Origin of the sequence: Psychromonas arctica DSM 14288 (genome assembly GCF_000482725.1) — a bacterium.
GTDB lineage: Bacteria > Pseudomonadota > Gammaproteobacteria > Enterobacterales > Psychromonadaceae > Psychromonas > Psychromonas arctica.
Genome location: NZ_KI519478.1, coordinates 204,264 through 222,553, shown reverse-complemented (window position 1 = coordinate 222,553; position 18,290 = coordinate 204,264). Strand labels below are relative to the sequence as shown.

Annotated in this window: 19 protein-coding genes; 7 read left to right on the top strand and 12 right to left on the bottom strand. The window is 39.0% G+C overall.

Going from position 1 to position 18,290, the window contains the following annotated elements:
• Window positions 1–2: 2 nt before the first annotated feature.
• The gene (gene aroE, locus H592_RS0114455) at window positions 3–821 is read right to left on the bottom strand and encodes a shikimate dehydrogenase (RefSeq protein WP_028869388.1); all 819 of its coding nucleotides are present in this window, start codon (window positions 819–821) and stop codon (window positions 3–5) included.
• A gap of 257 nt (window positions 822–1,078) precedes the next feature.
• Here aroE and H592_RS0114450 point away from each other — a divergent pair, with 257 nt between their 5' ends.
• Entirely contained in the window at window positions 1,079–2,092 is a 1,014-nt protein-coding gene (locus H592_RS0114450; RefSeq protein WP_028869387.1) for a class I SAM-dependent rRNA methyltransferase, read from the top strand.
• Between the two features lie 80 nt (window positions 2,093–2,172).
• Here H592_RS0114450 and H592_RS0114445 read toward each other — a convergent pair whose 3' ends face one another.
• From H592_RS0114445 to H592_RS0114410, 8 genes are all read right to left on the bottom strand, one after another.
• On the bottom strand, window positions 2,173–3,321 hold the full coding sequence (locus H592_RS0114445; RefSeq protein WP_028869386.1) for a 5-(carboxyamino)imidazole ribonucleotide synthase: 1,149 nt from the start codon (window positions 3,319–3,321) through the stop codon (window positions 2,173–2,175).
• A 1-nt stretch (window position 3,322) separates the two neighbouring features.
• Complete coding sequence (purE, locus tag H592_RS0114440; protein WP_028869385.1) at window positions 3,323–3,805, bottom strand: 5-(carboxyamino)imidazole ribonucleotide mutase; 483 nt, start codon at window positions 3,803–3,805, stop codon at window positions 3,323–3,325.
• A 196-nt stretch (window positions 3,806–4,001) separates the two neighbouring features.
• Window positions 4,002–4,571: an L-threonylcarbamoyladenylate synthase type 1 TsaC gene (tsaC, locus tag H592_RS0114435; RefSeq protein ID WP_028869384.1), complete on the bottom strand. Its 570-nt coding sequence runs from the start codon at window positions 4,569–4,571 to the stop codon at window positions 4,002–4,004.
• 55 nt (window positions 4,572–4,626) lie between these two features.
• Window positions 4,627–5,187, bottom strand: a complete 561-nt coding sequence (locus H592_RS0114430) for a DNA topoisomerase family protein (RefSeq protein ID WP_028869383.1) — start codon at window positions 5,185–5,187, stop codon at window positions 4,627–4,629.
• Window position 5,188: 1 nt separating this feature from the next.
• The gene (locus H592_RS0114425; RefSeq protein ID WP_028869382.1) at window positions 5,189–5,665 is read right to left on the bottom strand and encodes a Smg family protein; all 477 of its coding nucleotides are present in this window, start codon (window positions 5,663–5,665) and stop codon (window positions 5,189–5,191) included.
• An 8-nt stretch (window positions 5,666–5,673) separates the two neighbouring features.
• Window positions 5,674–6,777, bottom strand: a complete 1,104-nt coding sequence (gene dprA / locus H592_RS0114420) for a DNA-processing protein DprA (protein ID WP_483826404.1) — start codon at window positions 6,775–6,777, stop codon at window positions 5,674–5,676.
• Window positions 6,778–6,829: 52 nt separating this feature from the next.
• Window positions 6,830–7,642, bottom strand: coding sequence for a cache domain-containing protein (locus H592_RS0114415; protein WP_169727664.1), 813 nt, complete (start codon window positions 7,640–7,642; stop codon window positions 6,830–6,832).
• A 249-nt stretch (window positions 7,643–7,891) separates the two neighbouring features.
• Window positions 7,892–8,971 (bottom strand): LysM peptidoglycan-binding domain-containing protein, encoded by a 1,080-nt coding sequence (locus tag H592_RS0114410; RefSeq protein ID WP_051369191.1) that lies wholly within the window; start codon window positions 8,969–8,971, stop codon window positions 7,892–7,894.
• 95 nt (window positions 8,972–9,066) lie between these two features.
• On the opposite strand from H592_RS0114410, the gene def reads away from it, so the two are divergent.
• From def to H592_RS0114385, 5 genes are read left to right on the top strand one after another with little or no spacing between them, the layout of a single operon-like run.
• Window positions 9,067–9,579: a peptide deformylase gene (def, locus tag H592_RS0114405; RefSeq protein WP_028869378.1), complete on the top strand. Its 513-nt coding sequence runs from the start codon at window positions 9,067–9,069 to the stop codon at window positions 9,577–9,579.
• A 28-nt stretch (window positions 9,580–9,607) separates the two neighbouring features.
• A complete protein-coding gene (fmt, locus tag H592_RS0114400) occupies window positions 9,608–10,561 on the top strand; it encodes a methionyl-tRNA formyltransferase (RefSeq protein WP_028869377.1) in 954 nt (317 codons plus the stop codon).
• Between the two features lie 5 nt (window positions 10,562–10,566).
• Window positions 10,567–11,865, top strand: coding sequence for a 16S rRNA (cytosine(967)-C(5))-methyltransferase RsmB (gene rsmB, locus H592_RS0114395; protein WP_028869376.1), 1,299 nt, complete (start codon window positions 10,567–10,569; stop codon window positions 11,863–11,865).
• A 42-nt stretch (window positions 11,866–11,907) separates the two neighbouring features.
• Window positions 11,908–13,284, top strand: a complete 1,377-nt coding sequence (trkA, locus tag H592_RS0114390) for a Trk system potassium transporter TrkA (RefSeq protein ID WP_028869375.1) — start codon at window positions 11,908–11,910, stop codon at window positions 13,282–13,284.
• 10 nt (window positions 13,285–13,294) lie between these two features.
• On the top strand, window positions 13,295–14,740 hold the full coding sequence (locus H592_RS0114385) for a TrkH family potassium uptake protein (protein WP_028869374.1): 1,446 nt from the start codon (window positions 13,295–13,297) through the stop codon (window positions 14,738–14,740).
• A gap of 311 nt (window positions 14,741–15,051) precedes the next feature.
• On the opposite strand, the gene H592_RS0114380 is transcribed toward H592_RS0114385, so the two are convergent.
• Window positions 15,052–15,558: a lactoylglutathione lyase family protein gene (locus H592_RS0114380; protein WP_028869373.1), complete on the bottom strand. Its 507-nt coding sequence runs from the start codon at window positions 15,556–15,558 to the stop codon at window positions 15,052–15,054.
• 216 nt (window positions 15,559–15,774) lie between these two features.
• Here H592_RS0114380 and H592_RS0114375 point away from each other — a divergent pair, with 216 nt between their 5' ends.
• A complete protein-coding gene (locus H592_RS0114375) occupies window positions 15,775–16,659 on the top strand; it encodes a LysR family transcriptional regulator (protein WP_028869372.1) in 885 nt (294 codons plus the stop codon).
• A 19-nt stretch (window positions 16,660–16,678) separates the two neighbouring features.
• On the opposite strand, the gene rmuC is transcribed toward H592_RS0114375, so the two are convergent.
• Entirely contained in the window at window positions 16,679–18,037 is a 1,359-nt protein-coding gene (rmuC, locus tag H592_RS22450) for a DNA recombination protein RmuC (RefSeq protein ID WP_051369190.1), read from the bottom strand.
• The gene (locus H592_RS0114365; protein WP_028869371.1) at window positions 18,038–18,289 is read right to left on the bottom strand and encodes a hypothetical protein; all 252 of its coding nucleotides are present in this window, start codon (window positions 18,287–18,289) and stop codon (window positions 18,038–18,040) included. It lies immediately after the preceding gene.
• Between the last annotated feature and the right edge of the window lies 1 nt (window position 18,290).

The following is an 18,290-nucleotide window of genomic DNA, read 5'->3' as shown; positions in this document are numbered from 1 at the left end:
AATTAACCGGCTAAATTATGACGTAATTCATTTAACACTTGTTTCGCGCCAGGTTTGACACCGCGCCAAATAGCAAAGCTTTCTGCCGCTTGGCCAACTAACATACCTAAACCATCAATGGTTAAGCGAGCACCATTCTCTTTTGCCCATGCATTAAATGCCGTTACTTGAGCATTATAAGTCATGTCATATATGGCTGTTTCTGGGGTGATCAATGCCGTGGATATATTTGGTAAACTACCGTGTAAACCTGCTGAGGTAGAGTTGATAATGAGATCAAATGGACCTGATAAATCACTAAATTCAGAGGCATTAATATTACCTAATGCTTTGAAAATAGAGACCAAGGTTTCAGCCTTTTCAAAAGTACGGTTTGCAATCGTTAACTGTGCAGGATTTTCTGCTAAAAGCGAACTACATACACCACGTGCAGCGCCACCAGCGCCTAATAATAAAATGCGTGCGCCGGTTAGGTTTACATGGTTATTTTTTAAGTCTAAAACTAACCCTGCACCGTCAGTGTTATCACCAATAATTAACCCGTCATCAGTTTTCTTTAGTGTATTTACTGCACCGGCTAAACGTGCACGATCCGTTAATGACTGTGCAAACTGAAAAGCTTCTTCTTTAAAAGGGGCAGTAATATTGCAGCCTTTTGCATTACTATTAAAAAAGGCTTGAACTGCTGCAGTGAACCCCTCAACCGGTGCTTCAACAATACCGTAAGACATCTGTTGCTGTGTTTGATTAGCAAATAAAGTGTGGATAAAAGGCGATTTACTATGTTTGATTGGATTGCCAAATACAGCGTACTGATCCATGTGAGCTCCGATTTCAATAAATTTAGTAAGGGTTAATTTATCATGTATGTGTTATTCAGGGTATTTTATGAGGTACTTTTCAGCGCTTTATTATAAATAAATTAGGCGTTTCTTAATAATTGAAGGTTGCTAACTCAAGCATACTTATTTTCGAGCAAGTTAGTGTTGTTAAGCTTTGCAGTTTGTTAATATAGTGGTTCATTATCTGGCATATCTTTCTGCTAAATAGCTACTTTCCTTTACTGAGTTTTTTGATTATGCCAATAACTACTTTATTAACCACTGCGTTAGCAAAACGCGAGACCCTTATTAATAATTTATCAAACGCTAATTTACCAAAAACAGATTGTTTTCGTGTTTTTCATGGCACGGTTGAAGGTGTTAACGGGCTTAATATTGATCGTTATGGTGACGCTTGGTTAATTCAGACTTTCCATCAAACACTTAATGAGGAAGAACTACAATCAATCCATAACGTATTGTTAAGTGCAGCTGATTTACCTGTTGTATATAACGATCGGTCTAATAAAAACTCTCGTGTTATCAATGAACTTGATGTAGACATTGATGCTTATGCACATTCCGATCAAGTGATCGCTGAAAATGGCATATTGTTTAATAGCAAGCTACGCCATGAAGGACAGGACCCGCTATTATTTTTAGATATGCGTGTTGGGCGTGAGTTTGTTAAAGCAAACAGTCATAAAAAAACGGTACTAAATCTGTTTTCATATACCTGTGGTATTGGCACTGCTGCTGCGGTAGGTGGCGCAAAACGGGTGGTTAATGTTGATTTTTCCTCTTTTGCATTAGCGGCAGGAGAAAAAAATGCGCAGTTGAACGGAGTTGAATTAGTTTGCCAGTTTATTCAAAGTGATGCTTTTCCGGCATTACGCCAGTTAGCTGGGCTTAAAGTCGCGAGCCGAAATAATAAAAAACTGCCTAGTTATCCTAAAATGTCTGCTTCTCAGTTTGATTTGGTCTTTTTAGATCCACCTCGTTTTGCTAAAAGTGTATTTGGTACCGTGGATTTGGTCAATGATTACCAAAGTCTATTTAAACCGGCAGTGCTAACGACTAAACAGGGCGGCACCATTGTGTGTTGTAACAATGTAGCGAAAGTTGATAAAGAAGCATGGTTTAAAAGTTTAGTCCGTTGTGTTGAAAAACAGGGCAGAGAAGTAAGTCATGTTGAATGGTTAGATTGCCATCAAGATTTTCCATCGTTTGATGATAATCATCCATTAAAAATAGTGGCCTTAACCTTATAATAATTATACTTATTATGCATATCAGTAGACACAAAAAAGCCGAGTAAAACTCGGCTTTTCTCTTCAAATATTAGAGTGTATTAACTTTCTAACAAACGTTGTGCGGCACTTTTTATACCTGGATAATTTTGTTCAGGTAAAATATCAGCCAGTTGTAACAATTTACCAGCTAATGCTGTATTGCTTTCTGCTGAGACGTTAATATGACCCATCTTACGACCATCACGTTGTGCTTTTCCATACCAATGACTTTTAACATCACTGATGCTAAGTACTTGCTCACTGATACTCGCCTGACCTAACACATTGATCATCGCACTGACTTTTTGCAACTGAGTATCGCCTAATGGTAAACCGGCAACCGCACGCATGTGGTTTTCAAACTGACTACAAGCCGTACCTTGTTGTGTCCAATGACCTGAGTTATGTACACGCGGAGCAATCTCATTGACCATCAATTGTCCATCTACATCAAAGAACTCAATTGCTAATACACCAATATAATCCATTTCTGTTGATAATTTATTAAATGCATCAATCGCTTGTTGTTGGATGCTAAGATCCATCTCAATAGCCAAGGATAAGGTTAATACACCATCCGTATGTTGATTTTCAGTAACAGGGTAAATTGCAATGTTTCCCGCTTTATCACGCGCACCAATTACTGATACTTCACGATTAAAAGGGATCATCTTTTCTGCAATAATACTATGTGGAAAACTTTCTGTACCCGTAGCAATAAACTCAGCCATTTCAGCCCAAATCAGCTCCAGTTGGTCGACTGATTTTAAGCGCCACTGGCCTTTTCCGTCATAACCCGCTTGGCAGGTTTTAATGACTAACGGTAAACCAAGTAATGAAACTGAATCAGCCAAGTGTTGCTTTTCAGTGATCAGTTTATAAGGGGCAGAAGGAACGCCAGTATTACCAAGTAGGGCTTTTTCAATACTGCGGTCGCCACCAGCTTTGATTGCGGCTTTACCTGGAAAGAACTTACTACTTGCGCAGCAAAGTGTGAGTACATCATCTGGAATATGCTCAAATTCACAGGTGATCACATCAACAAATGCGATAGCCTGTTCAAGTGTTTGCTCAAATGATTGCAACGTTAGCGGATGAATAACTTGTTTTGAGCCCACATCATAAGCGCGCACATTCAAATTTAATGGGGCAGCTTCTAAGCTCATCATACGTGCAAGCTGTCCTGCACCTAATACTAAAATGTTCATATTAAATCGCAGGATCTGGGTTAGCTAAGACAGTGTCTGTTTGTTTTTGACGGAATGCATCAACTTTAGCGAGTAGATCTGGTTGCTGACAAGCTAGAATTTGCGTTGCTAATAGTCCCGCATTGGCAGCACCCGCTTCGCCGATAGCAAGCGTACCTACTGCAACGCCTTTAGGCATTTGGCAAATTGATAATAAAGAATCGATACCTTTAAGTGCCTTAGATTGAACTGGAACACCTAATACAGGTAAGCTGGTAAAAGCGGCTGCCATGCCTGGTAAGTGCGCAGCACCACCTGCACCTGCAATAATCACTTTAATGCCACGTTCAGCAGCGCTAGAAGCGTAATCGGCTAATAGTTGTGGAGTACGGTGTGCAGAAACAACACGTGTTTCATACTCAATACCAAAAGAATCTAGCATATTTGCTGCGTGTTTCATGGTCGGCCAGTCAGATTTTGAGCCCATAATAATACCAACTTTCATGCATACTCCTGTATAGGGGATTATTTAAATATCGTTCAATGATACGCGCGATTATATACCCGTTACCCTACAAGATGCAAAGTTCGGCCTGTCAATTAGGGAATTGAGATGAGGCTAAAAATGTAGGAATTTTAGACACCTTCATTTTAACCATGAAGGTGTTAATTTAAGCAATGATTAATAGCATATTAAGCAATCAACGTAAGCGTTTACCGGTTAATGCATCATGGATTTGTGAAGGGTTTTCTAACCCCGTGACAGGCTGATCAATCACATAATCAAGAAGTGGGTGATTAACAAACATTTGCTCGACTTGTAACGTGGTAGTGCAGGCTTGTTCACCCGATAAGTTTGCGCTGGTGGAAATGATTGGCTTACCAAATGCGGTGCATAATGCTTGGACTACAGGGTGTTTGGTTACTCGGACGGCAATACTATCAAAGTCGCCGCTGACCAATTTTGATAATGAGCTTTGCACAGGTACAACCCAGGTAAAAGGGCCGGGCCAAGTGGCTTTAATATTATCCAGCTGTTCAGGACTTAATGATGAAAAGTCGGCATAACTTTGTAATTGCTCGATATTTGCGGCAATTAGAATTAACCCTTTATGGGCGGGGCGTTGTTTTAAATCGAGAATTTTTTGAATCGCTACTTCGCTATCAGGATCACAACCTAAGCCAAAAACAGATTCAGTAGGGTAAGCAATAACACCCTGTGTTGTTAACGCTAAAAGTGCTTGAGAAAGCGAATCTTCGTTGATCGTCATTAAGAGTCCCACTAATTATAAAGTTTAAGCTGTTTTAATACTAAACAGCCGATAATTATATAGGCTTACTTCGATAACCACATCCTTTTTTAGGACAGATTATACGTGTAGCGGTAGCCGTTTTCCGTTCAACTAATATAGGCCACTTACATTCAGGGCAGAACTCATTCACGGGTTTATCATTCACTGCATATTTACAATCAGGGTAATTGTCACAGGCATAAAACGTTTTACCAAAACGAGATTGACGAGCAACTAAATGGCCGTTTTTACAGCTTGGGCAGGGGACTAAGTTTTCTTTTACAGTGCTTTCTGTTGCCTTATTTTGCTCAGATAATTGCGCAGTATGCTCACAATTAGGGTAGTCACTACAACCTATAAATAATCCAAAACGGCCTTGTTTTAACACCAATTCATGCTGGCAAAGAGGACAGCAGCTACCTGTTAATACCTTTTTGATGTCGCTTTTTTCATGCAATGGCCGTAAATAATCACAGGCAGGATAAGCACTACAACCCAAAAATGGTCCTTGCTTACCGTTTCTAATATGTAATGGTGACGCACACCTGGGGCAAGCTTCTGACATTTTCTTGTGGTGTGTATCTAAATTGGCCATGTTAGTGGATCAGTCCTTCTTCGAAATCCATTAACATCGACTCTAATTGTAAGAATGCATCATCACTGACGGGGTCGTTGAATAAAACCATTAGAATCAACCATTTTACATCTTCTAAAATAAGTTCACCGTCACTGTCTAATGACATAATGCAATCAATGACCATTTCTCGCGTATGTGTTGTTAGTATTTTAGCTTCTTCTAAATAGCTAATGTAATTACGCGACTCTAATGAAATTTGGCGCTGCTCTATTTTGTTATAGATTCGATGAGAGGTTGTTTTTTCAGCAATGGTTCTGCTTTGTGGTTCTTGGTTATGCATATTAGCAAGGTTGTCTAACCAAGCTAACGCTTTGTGAATTTCTGACTTCTGAAAGCCTTCTTGCATCAATTCATCGGTCACCTCTTGTGTATCAAGTTCCATTGTTTGATCAACTTGGATATAACTTTCAAAGAGATACATGATAATTTCGAACATAACGGACCTTATAACTTAATGTAACCTTGCGGTTGGACGTTAATTATACCATTTATCTCTAATTCTATTAACTCATTTTGTAAGGTCACTACATCCCAACCGCTGCGGGCTAAAATAGTCTCAAAGCTGGTCAGGTGATAGTCGATCATATCGAGTAAAACATGTTGGTTTTTAGGTGTTTTATTTTCTTTTCCCAAGGAGGGGGGGGAAATGTTTAATAGCGGGAATTCTTCTAATATATCAACACTGTTTAAGACTAATTTAGCACCTTGCTGGATCAGTTTTAAACAACCGCAAGCCTGTGGATTATCTATTGAACCTGGTAGCGCAAAAATTTCTCTGTTGTGCTCTGCGGCATAACGCGCAGTGATTAATGAACCACTTTTTACTGAAGCTTCAATCACTAACGTGCCTAAGCTTAAGCCTGAAATAATTCGGTTACGACGAGGGAAGTTACTTGGGTAGGCAGGAGTATCAGGCCAAAATTCAGAGATTAATAACCCTTTTTCACGAATTTTATGGGCTAATGACAAATGGCGTTTCGGATAAATATTATTAAGGCCGGTACCTAATACCGCAATGGTCGCTCCCGTTTCTTTTAACGCACCTTGATGGGCGACACCATCAATGCCTATTGCTAAACCGCTGGTGATGGTTAAACCTGCTTGAGTAAGTTGTTGCGCTAATAACATCGCTTTTTCTTGCCCATAGGGAGTACAACTGCGACTACCGACAATAGCAATTTGTGGCGAGTTGAGTAATGCTAAGTTTCCCTGCGTGAATAATAAGAGAGGTGGGCTGCTGATCTGTTTTAATAAGCGCGGGTAGCGAGGGTCTGCATAGCTGATAATAGCTTGATCTGGTGCACTATCTTGCCAATCGAGACAAGTCTGTATATGTAATTGATTAGGGGATAAAAAAGCACTTATTTGTTTGGGGTCAAGGTTATGTTGACTTAATTGTTTTGCATTAAGTAGGAATAACTGTTGAATAGAGTAATGTGATAGCAGTGTAAAAATTTTGCGCTTTTGTAAACCTGGAATAGCATCAAGTGCTATCCAGCAATATAGTGGATCAAGTTCGCTATCTTGTTCAAATAGATTTTTTTGAATAACAACCTCTCTTAATTAAAGAGTCTGCCCTGTAAAATGCTAACCCTTAAACTTAATCTTTAGTACTTGGCTCATTACTTATTTTTTCTCGCAATATAATGCGTATACCTTCACCATTTTTAAATATATCTTCTAGAGAATGAGTCATCTTTTCTGATGTTAATGCAGTTGTTTGTAAGTGTTTACCTCGGCCTGGCAAGTATTTGCTCCAGGATTTTTTAGGATTTGGGTGTGTTAATAATTCGTTATCTGAATCAACAAGGTAGATCAAAAAATCATTAGATTCAGTTAAATATTTGAGCACATATGTCATATCTAAATTGATGATGACCATGCCAGAAAAAGCGCCATCAAAATAGACAGGGTGAGCGATCCGGTAGGTAGGATTAATTAATTGTTCTATAGCCCCTTGTTCTCTATTTAAATCAAAGGGTGAGTGCCAAAGCTCTCCTGCAGGCGTTTTTTGAGTGGCGGTAAAATATTCACGACTACTTTTATCTTGCAGTGCTGCTTCTTTAATGATCATGGGTGCTGAATCATTACTGGATTGTTCAATTCGAATTTTTTCTTGGCCTTGAGCATCTATAAAGCGAACTTGCATATAATACTTATTAATAGTCGCTGCAGTGAGGAATAACTCACTCAAACTATCTCGGTCTGATTCTTGGTTTTTAGCGATGTAGGCATTCATGAAAGGCGTATCAACCAGCGAAGTAAGTAATCTCTCCTGCTGGCTGATAATGTGTTTTAGGTACTCACGTTTAATTGCAATCTCATTGCTTGCTTTGATTTGTATTGAATTTTCTATCTCAGAAGCATTGGCGCTAGAAATAATCGAACCGTTAAATAAGTTTACAATGAACATCGTTAGCACAAACAAAAATTTAGGGCGGCTTGACGTCCAAATGCGAAAGTGCTTAGGCGTTTTAGAATAATTTAAAAATGCAAACTTATTGGATCTTTCTGTGTGCCTACTTTGATAGTGCATTTTATATTTTCCCAATTAATTAGTGTAAAATATTACTTTTTACTCGTTACTCGAGTAAGCCTAAAACGTTGAGATTCCGGTCGGTGCTTAAATATTATTTAGTGTTTATAAGTTATCGATGCTCGATTAAAATGGTAAACCTTCAATGTCATACTTAGCGCCCATAACATCTTTGCCGCGCATAATAATAGCAATACTCACTTGATCGTAGACTTTGAACACCATTAGTTCGCCAACTCGTTCAGGGGGAAGTATTAAATTTGCTTCACTTATCTTGTCGAATGCGTCACCATCTTCTTTATAAATGATATTCGCATCCCTAATTAATAATGCAGGCCCAGAGCGCAAGATAGAAAACATGGAGCCGATCTTGATGCTGTCTATTTTACCTTTATTAATCACCACTACATCCCACTTTCCAATGGCCGTTGCATTATTTAAAGCAGATAAAATATGTCCTTTTTTACTTTTAGGTACTGGCTGAGGAATAAAGTAAGCAGGTAAAGAGTCAAATTCAGGAATAGATAAAATTAAATCGCCCTGTCGTGCTTCGCGAGAGCTTTTAATGAAGTCATGTGGTGTAACCTGATCAGTTGTATCAACATTGGGACTTTTTGATACCTGTGAATTACCAATAAAAATTAATTTTGTACCTAAACTATTGCCCGCTTCATCTTTATAGGTTTCACCTAAACGATAGATACCGTACAGTTTATCTTTATCGTAGTGTCCTTGAGCGTAAAAAATATCACCTTCAAAAAAACGTGGAGAGCCGAGTGCATCTCCCAATAAACGCGGTGCATTGTGTAATAAATCGGGATCAATAATATGGTCTTTTGATAAAAAGGCTGAAATCGCTTGTAATGGAATCGTTGGAATTGCTTGCGCTTTTTCTTGTAAGCGGGGGGTTGGCGATAATTTTTTTAATTGCTTACGTGTTAATCTCGGTTCACCATCTACCCAAATCAGATTTAAAACATCACCAGGATAAATTAAATGTGGGTTGTTTATTTGTGTGTTTGTTTCCCATAAACGCGGCCATAACCATGGGCTGTTTAAAAAATGAGATGAGATGCCCCATAGTGTATCGCCTTTTTGCACGATGTAGGTTTCTGGGTGATCTCCTTTGAGTTTAATCTTGTCTGCAAAAGCGGTCATTGACAGAGCGACACCTAATATAAGTGAAGCAATGAGTTTTAATTTCATAACAATCCTTGTCCTGTGATTAATAAAACTGTTTTTTGCAAAGGGAAATGACTAGAATTAACATTTTTAACATTAACTATGAGTGCGATAATACCATGCCTTTACTTGAAGTATTACATTTTCCAGATGAACGTCTAAGAACTGTAGCCCAACCTGTCGACAAGATCACTCCTGAAATTAAAAAAATTGCAGCGGATATGATCGAAACTATGTATGACGAAAATGGTGTTGGTTTAGCTGCAACACAAGTCAACATTCACCAACGCATCGTTGTTATTGATGTTTCTGACGAACGCAATCAACCAATTGCTCTGATTAATCCTACTATTCTAGAGAGTTCTGGCGTAGAAGTATCGGAAGAGGGTTGTTTATCCGTTCCTGATACAAATGCAGATGTTGAACGCGCAGAGTTCGTTACTTTGCAGTATCAAGATTTAGAGGGGGAAACACAAGTGGTGAAGGCTGATGGTCTATTTGCTGTTTGTATTCAACATGAATTGGATCATTTAAAAGGTAAATTATTTATTGACTATCTTTCACCATTTAAACAAAAGCGAATTAAAGCCAAGCTGGAAAAATTACAGCGTCAAAATAAAAAGTTTTCATAATTTATTCTCATATTTATAAGGTTGTTTCGTGGAAAAACTTAATATCATTTTTGCAGGTACGCCTGATTTTGCTGCCAACCATTTACAAGCATTAATTGCCGCTGACTTCAATGTTGTAGCTGTTTATAGTCAGCCGGATCGTCCAGCAGGGCGAGGAAAAAAACTGACCGCAAGTGCAGTAAAAGAAGTGGCGTTAGCAAATGATATCGCTGTGTATCAACCTGAGAATTTTAAACAAAGCGAGAGTATCGAACAACTCGCTGCATTAAATGCAGATTTAATGATTGTGGTCGCTTATGGTCTAATTTTGCCAAATAGCGTATTAACTACGCCGCGTTTAGGGTGCTTGAATGTTCACGGGTCTTTGTTACCTAGATGGCGTGGTGCTGCGCCTTTTCAACGTGCTATTTGGGCCGGAGACAAAGAAACTGGCGTTACTATCATGCAAATGAATGAAGGCTTAGATACTGGGGATATGCTTAAAAAAGTAAGCTGTCCGATTGATGCAGATGAAACCAGTGCTTCTCTATACGCAAAAGTTGCCAAACAAGCTCCAGCGGTATTAATCGAAACAATCAAGCAATTGCAAACAGGGCAATTAACCGCACAAAAACAAGATGAAAATGCAGCGACTTATGCTAAAAAACTGAGTAAAGCTGAAGCCTTAATTGACTGGAATGATCAAGCTGAGTTTATTGACCGATGCATTCGTGCCTTTAACCCTTGGCCTATTAGCTACTTTGAATGGGCGGGGCAAGTCATTAAAGTACATAAAGCGACGCTAGTTGATAAGGTTAGCACTGCGACAGCGGGCACTATTCTAGAGGTTGATAAAAAGGGGATTCAAGTTGCTACAGGCCAAGGTGTGATCAACCTTGAAGTGATTCAACTGGCAGGAAAAAAAGCAATGCCAGTCCAAGATGTTTTAAATTCTCGCCGTGAACTGTTTACAGTTTCTAGCAACTTACTCGAACAAGGTTAATGATAATGAATGTACGTGCGATTGCCGCTAAAGTGTTAAATCAAGTTGTAGAAAAGGGGCAATCACTATCACAAGCATTGCCCGCTATTCAGCAAGAGCTTTCCCCTAAAGATAAAGCCTTAGTACAAATGCTTTGTTATGGCGTACTGCGTACATTGCCTCGTTTAGATTTTTTCTGCCGTTCATTAATGAAAAAACCTTTGACGGGTAAACAAAGAGATCTGCATTTTTTAATCCTAGTTGGTATTTATCAACTGCTATACACGCGTATTCCTAGCCATGCGGCGGTGGGTGAAACCGTTAATGGTGCAAAAGCCCTTAAAAAACCTGCATTAAAGGGCATGATCAATGGTGTTTTACGTAGTTTTTTACGCGAGCAAGAGAGCTTAATTGCTCAGGCGGATCAACAACCTGCTTTACTGTATTGCCATCCAAGTTGGTTAGTAAAACGTTTGCAATCTGCGTATGGTGAAGAAAAAGCTGCTGAAATTATGACTGAAAACAACCAGCAAGCACCAATGTGGTTACGTGTAAATTCACGTTTTCATGATCGTGAACAATATCTTGCTTTATTAACCGAGCAAGATAAACAAGCACAAATAACAGCGTTTAATGATAATGCATTATGTTTAGAAAATGCTTGTGATGTTTACCAATTACCGGGCTTTGCAGAAGGTTGGGTATCAGTACAAGATGGCGCAGCGCAATTAGCTGCACATTATTTAGATGCACAACCGGGTGATTTAGTTCTGGATGCTTGTTCTGCGCCTGGCGGCAAAACCGTGCATACTTTAGAGCTACAACCAGAGTTGAAGCAGATGGTTGCCGTGGATTTTGATGAAAAACGTTTAGTACGTGTTAATGAAAATTTACAAAGACTTAATCTACAAGCGACGGTTATTCATGGTGATGCAGCTAAACCAGATGATTGGTGGTCTGGAGAGCAGTTTGACCGTATTTTGTGTGATGCCCCTTGTAGTGCAACGGGAGTGATACGTCGCCATCCAGATATTCGATGGTTACGACGTGATAGTGATATTAGTGAACTGGTCACTTTACAGAAAAATATTTTATATGCGTTATGGCAAAAACTAAAACCGGGTGGTGTGTTGCTATATGCAACATGTTCTATTTTACCCGATGAAAATGACCAACAAATTAAGGACTTTTTAGCTGCAACAAGTGACGCATCACTGATGCCATTAGCTGCGCACTATGATGGTCAAGCAGTAACTCGCCAAATTTTACCAAATGAAGAAAAAATGGATGGGTTTTATTACGCTAAGTTGCAAAAAGCGTTATAAGTAATCAGCGATATTCAGTAAATCGATAAGCAGTGAGATAACATGAAAATTATTATTTTAGGTGCAGGGCAAGTGGGGGCTTCTTTAGCGGAAAACTTGGTCGGCGAAAATAACGATATCACGGTGGTAGATGAAAACCACGAAGCTTTGCAAGAGTTACAAGATCGCTTTGATTTACGCGTCGTTCAAGGTAGTGCGTCAAGTCCACATACTCTAGGTGATGCTGGTGCTATCGACGCGGATATGTTGATTGCGGTAACCAATAGTGACGAAGTTAATATGGTTGCCTGCCAGATTGCATTTACCCTGTTTAACGTACCTAAGAAAATTGCCCGTATTCGTTCTCAAAGTGTGGTTATGCATGAGAAGGAATTATTCAATAAAGATGCCTTTCCGATTGACCATATTATTGCCCCTGAAAAATTAGTGAGTGATTATATAACACAGCTAATTGAATATCCGGGTGCTTTACAAGTGGCTAACTTTGCTAATGGCAAGGTTGGATTAGTGGCGATCCGTGCTTATTATGGCGGTTCTTTAGTCGGTAATGCTATTTCTGCTTTAAAAGAGCATATGCCCAATATTGAAGCTCGTGTGGCGGCAATTTTTAGGCGTGGTAAAGCCATTCGTCCGCAGGGTACAACCATAATCGAAGCCGATGATGAAGTATTCTTTATCACCGCAAGCCCGAATATTCGAGCCATTATGGGAGAAATGCAAAAGCTTGAGCACCCTTATAAGCGTATTATGATTGTCGGTGGTGGTTATATTGGTGAAAGCTTAGCGAAGCGTCTAGAAAAAGAAAACTCAGTTAAATTGATTGAAAAGAATTTTCGTCGAGCAGAGTATTTATCTGAAACCTTATCCAATACTATCGTTTTTTGTGGTGATCCTTCTGACCAAGATTTACTACTAGAAGAACATATTGATCAGACCGACCTGTTTATCACTGTGACTAACGATGATGAAGCCAATATTATGTCGGCGATGTTAGCGAAGCGATTAGGGGCAAGAAAAGCAATGGTGCTTATTCAGCGTAATGCCTATGTGGATCTGATCCAAGGTAATATTCTGGATATCGCCATTTCACCACAACAGGCGACGTTATCCGCACTACTCACGCATGTGCGTAAAGCTGACTTAAAGCACGTTTATTCGTTGCGAGAAGGCTTAGCAGAGGCGATTGAGATTGTTGCTCGAGGCGACAACATGACCTCGAAAGTGGTGGGTAAAGAGATATCACAGTTGAAATTGCCAAAAGGAACTAGTGTGGGGGCAATTGTTCGTGATGAACAAGTGTTAATTGCACATGATGATACGGTAATTGAAAGTGATGACCATGTGATCTTGTTCTTAGTGAATAAGAAGTACATTAACGACATCGAAAAACTATTCCAACCAAGTCCATTCTTCTTATAAGCTGTGTAATATGACCTATCGTCCGCTGTTTTTTATTACAGGTTTAGTACTGTCTAAAATGGCGGTCTTTATGTACTTCCCTATGTTATTAGCTTTTTACAATAACACCTTGGGCGGCGTCGAATTTTTCATTTCTATTATTATTACGCATCTTGCGTCTGCTATCTTCTTATACTTTGGTGGTGAGCAACAACATTCACATTTAGGTGTAAGAGAGATGTTTTTATTAACCACAGGTGTGTGGTTACTTTCTAGTTTATTTGCAGCATTACCCTTTGTTTTTATTGAGCATATTAGTTATAGCGATGCCTTTTTTGAAACTATGTCTGGTATTACTACAACCGGTAGTACGGTGTTACATGGTTTAGATACCATGCATCCTAGTATTTTGCTTTGGCGATCTATTTTGCAATGGTTAGGTGGTGTTGGTTTCATTGTGATGGGCGTGGCGATCCTGCCATTTTTAAATGTCGGTGGTATGCGCTTATTCCAAACCGAGTCTTCGGATTGGTCAGATAAATCAACTGCTAAAACACGTCGTGTCGCCTTAGATATTTTATTTGTTTACGTGTTTTTATCTATCTGTTGTTTTATTGGTTATCGGATTGCTGGCATGGATAATTTTGATGCCGTCAATCATGCTATGACAACCATTTCTACTGGAGGGTATTCCACCTCCGATAGTTCGATGGGGCACTTTTCGCATATTGCACATTGGAATGCGGTTATCTTTATGTTTTTAGGTGGGTTACCTTTTTTATTATTGATTCGAGGTATGAAGCAAAAGTCATTACAACCGTTATGGAAAGATGCCCAAATTCAAGGTTTTGCCTTGTTGGTGATTGCTTGTTCATTAAGTTTAAGTGTTTATTTAGTGATCAGTGGTCAGTTCTCATGGCTTGATGCCATTAGGCTGAGTGTCTTTAATGTTGTTTCGGTGGTCACCACGACCGGTTTTGGTTTAGATGATTTTCTGACCTGGGGTGATTTCAGTTTGCTTATTTTTGCGGGGTTGTTATTTACCGGTGCTTGTTCTGGCTCCACTTCTGGTGGTATGAAAATTTTCCGTTTTCAAATAGCCTTCAGCTTATTAAAACGTCATCTAATGTTATTAATGCATCCGCATGCGTTGTTGACGCAAAAATACAATAATCGCAAAGTGAGTGATGAAATCTTACGTTCATTAGTGGCCTTTGTGATTGCCTATATGGCGACCATTGCAGTCTCTACTCTATTGCTTACTCTATTTGGTTCGCAGGCCATGCTGGCATTAACAGCATCAATTACTGCGGTATCAAACGTCGGGCCTGGGTTAGTTGATTCGATAGGACCATCGGGTAATTTTGCTGAACTGCCAAATGCTTCTAAGTGGATATTATCTATTTGCATGTTAATGGGACGCCTAGAGATATTAACTGTTGCAGTGATGTTTACTGGACATTTTTGGCGTCGTTAAGAATGGCAATCAACCCCATTCATTAGGTTGATTGCTGAGTCTAGTTTTATGACCAAAGCATTATGTTTGTAAATAACCTTAGTTCTGGATAAGCAAAGCGATACAACACCGCTATTTCCGCGGATTTATTCGTTAAATTATCTCTCAATAACCAGTTGTTGAGAGATAATTCGTCTTGAACTACGCGCCTTGAATTACGCAAAACTAGCGGCACTGTATAGCCAAAAAATATAATTTTATGATTTTAAATATAATTCCGCTTTCATTAACCAGAATTGAGGTTAGATATAATGCTAACGTATATTGATAACTTATTTTTGATAAGCACCACTCGCATAATGTAACTCATAACTGTGGCTATAAATTTCTAGAATATTACCAAATGGGTCTTCCATATAGATCATACGGTAAGGTTTTTCACCTGGGTAATAATAGCGGGGGGCTTTCATTCGACGCTTACCACCAGCGGCAACAATTTTCTCTGCTAACTCTTCAACGTTTGGATCTTGTACGCAAAAGTGGAAGATACCGGTTTTCCAATATTCAAAGTTATTATCAGGGTTTTCTTGGTTTTTAAATTCAAATAATTCAACACCGATACGATCGCCTGTCGATAAGTGTGCAATACGAAAGCGCTCCCAGCCGGCACCAAAAACATCGGTACACATTTCACCAATAGCACTCTCATCTTCCAGTACATCGCTGGGTTCCATGATGGTGTACCAACCTAAAACTTCAGTATAAAACTTTACTGCGGCGTCTAAATCAGGGACTGAAATACCAATATGTGAAAAACTACGTGGGTAGGGGGTGTTCATGTTTTATCTCCTGCTTGCAAAATGCAAATTTGTTTAAGTGAGATAAATAATAAAGAAATGCAGTGTCCCCTTGAAATTATCATTTGTTATTATTTTAATAATATTTTGTTATAATTTAAGGCGCAATTTGAAAGCAATATTTGAATAGTGATGAAGAGTCTGCTTGTTTCGTACAATGTTCAATAATAGTGCTCAGCAAAAAATGAGGAGATAAAAGTGATTAATCAAAAGCATTTAAATACGTTTATGAAATTGGTCGAGACTAAGCATTTTACACATACTGCTGAACAGTTATTTATGACGCAACCAGGTGTCACACAACACATCAAAAAGCTTGAGAAGCACTTTAATACCTTGCTATTAGCCCGTTATGGGAAACAGTTTGAACTGACCTTAGCCGGTGAAAAGTTATATCAAATGGGATTAAGTATGCGCACTTTAGAAGCGCAATTAAGCGAAAGCATTAATCATGATGATGCAACACGAGGTATTTGCTCAATAACCTGCTCAGGTGCGCTCGCTAACTTTCTGTATCCCTACTTTGTGCAACAACAAAGTGTATATCCACAATTAAGTGTTTTTGTTGAAGCAGCCCCGAATCAAAATATTATTACTGACTTACTCAGTAATAAAATAGACCTTGGCATTGTCACTCGACAAACGGTACATGAACAATTGAAACAAACGCTGGTGGGGTATGAAGAGTTACAACTAGTATTACCCGCGAGTGTAGATTTAAATCAGGATTGGAATTTTGCTGCACTCAACCAAATCGGATTTATTAACCACCCCGATGGTTTACATTTCCTTGAAAAGGTTTTTTCAAGCAACTTTACGGCAGAATATAAAGGCTTGAATAGCCTTAATATTAAAGGTTATGTGAATCAGCTGCAGCAAATACTGTTACCCGTTGCACAAGGAGTGGGGTATACCATTTTGCAAAAGCGTGCGGTGCAGCAGTTTAGTCAACAGCAACAATTAAAGGCACTGCCATTAACTCATGCAATTCAAGAGCCTTTGTATTTAACTCAAAAGCGTTATCGCCAATTACCTTCACGCTATCAATGGTTTGAAGATAAAATAAAGCACCTTTTAGGGTGAAAAAGTATCTTCAATGATGTTATTCGTTTAACTGTTGTGGTTCAGTATTGTGCTGAGTAAGTTGCTCTGAAATTGGTCTTTTGATCGGTACACCTAATTCTTTTAATTGCTCTGCCTGTTGAATAACATTGCCACGCCCTGCACTAAGCTGTTTAAGTGCAGTGTGGTAGGTTTTCTGTGCTTTATCTAGTTGTGAGCCAACTTCTAAAAAGTTATCGCTGAATAAGCGTAATTTGTCGTATAACTTACTTGCCTGCTGCGCAATGAATTGACCATTCTTCTCTTGTCTTTCAAAGCGCCATAAATTTTCGATAGTGCGTAGGGCAATCATTAAATTACTTGGGCTGGCTAACAGAATATTATTATCGAGTGCGAGTTGTACTAAGCTTGGGTCGTGCTCTAAAGCAGTAATAAAGGCGGGTTCAACGGCCACAAATAACAATACATAATCGAGTGTGTTGGTGCCAATTAAATCCTGATAGTCTTTTTTCCCTAAGCCCTTAATATGTTGGCGGATAGATAAACAATGCGCATCAATTGCTTGTTTTTGTTCACCAATATTTTCGCTATTAAAGTAACGTTCATAGGCCACTAAAGACACTTTTGAGTCAATAATGATATTGCGTTGTTGCGGTAAATTAACCACCACATCAGGAAGAAAGCGTTGCCCTCGTGTATCCTTCAAATTAACCTGAGTTTGGTACTCATGCCCTTCACGTAAGCCTGAATTTTCTAGTATGCGCTGTAAAACTACCTCACCCCAGTTTCCCTGCTGCTTATTGTCGCCTTTCAAGGCGTTAGTCAGGTTCTGAGTTTCTTGATGCATTAGGCTATTTAAGTTAGCTAGTTGGTCTATTTCTCGTTTTAAGTTAAAACGCTCTTTGCTTTCATTGATATAACAATCGTTGACTTGCTTTTTAAAACCTTCCAGTTGAGTACTTAAAGGGTCTAATAGCTGTTTGATGGATTGCTTATTTAATTGCTGAAACTGTGTCGATTTGTCGTTAAAAATACGCTGTGACAACACCTCAAACTGTTGGCTTAATTTCGCCTCCGTTGCCTGTTGATCTTGTAGCCGCTGCTCTCCTGCCTGCAAGCGAACGTCGGACTCTCTAACACGCGTAGTTAATTTACTGACCTGTGCCTGCAAGCTTTCATTGTGTAACGATAAAGCCGCTATTTTACTGTCTAGTAATTGATTTTGTTGCGTTTGGTGTTGCAGATTTTGTTCACTTAGCTTCAGAGCTAAATACTGCTCGCTAAGATCTGTTTTGCTGTGAGATAAACGGTTAAGGGTGATTAATAAGCTGATAAAAAGTACAGCACTTATAATGCTCATTAATAATAAGCTGTTATTTGCCAATAAATCTGCTGGCATCTAATATTCCATTTTCTTTAATGTATTGATCACATGAGGGTTAAGTCTATTCCAACACAGTAGAAATAGCAGATAAATCCCGAGAATAGCCCATTTATGTAAATTTTTACCTTGGTCTAAATCAGAAAAAGAAAACGCAATATAATAGGTGTCCACCACTTCTACATAGACAGCCATAATGACAGGTAAGATCAAAACTGTTAGTAGTTTCCAAGCTAAGGATAATGCTTGAGTAAGCGGGTGATTCAACATG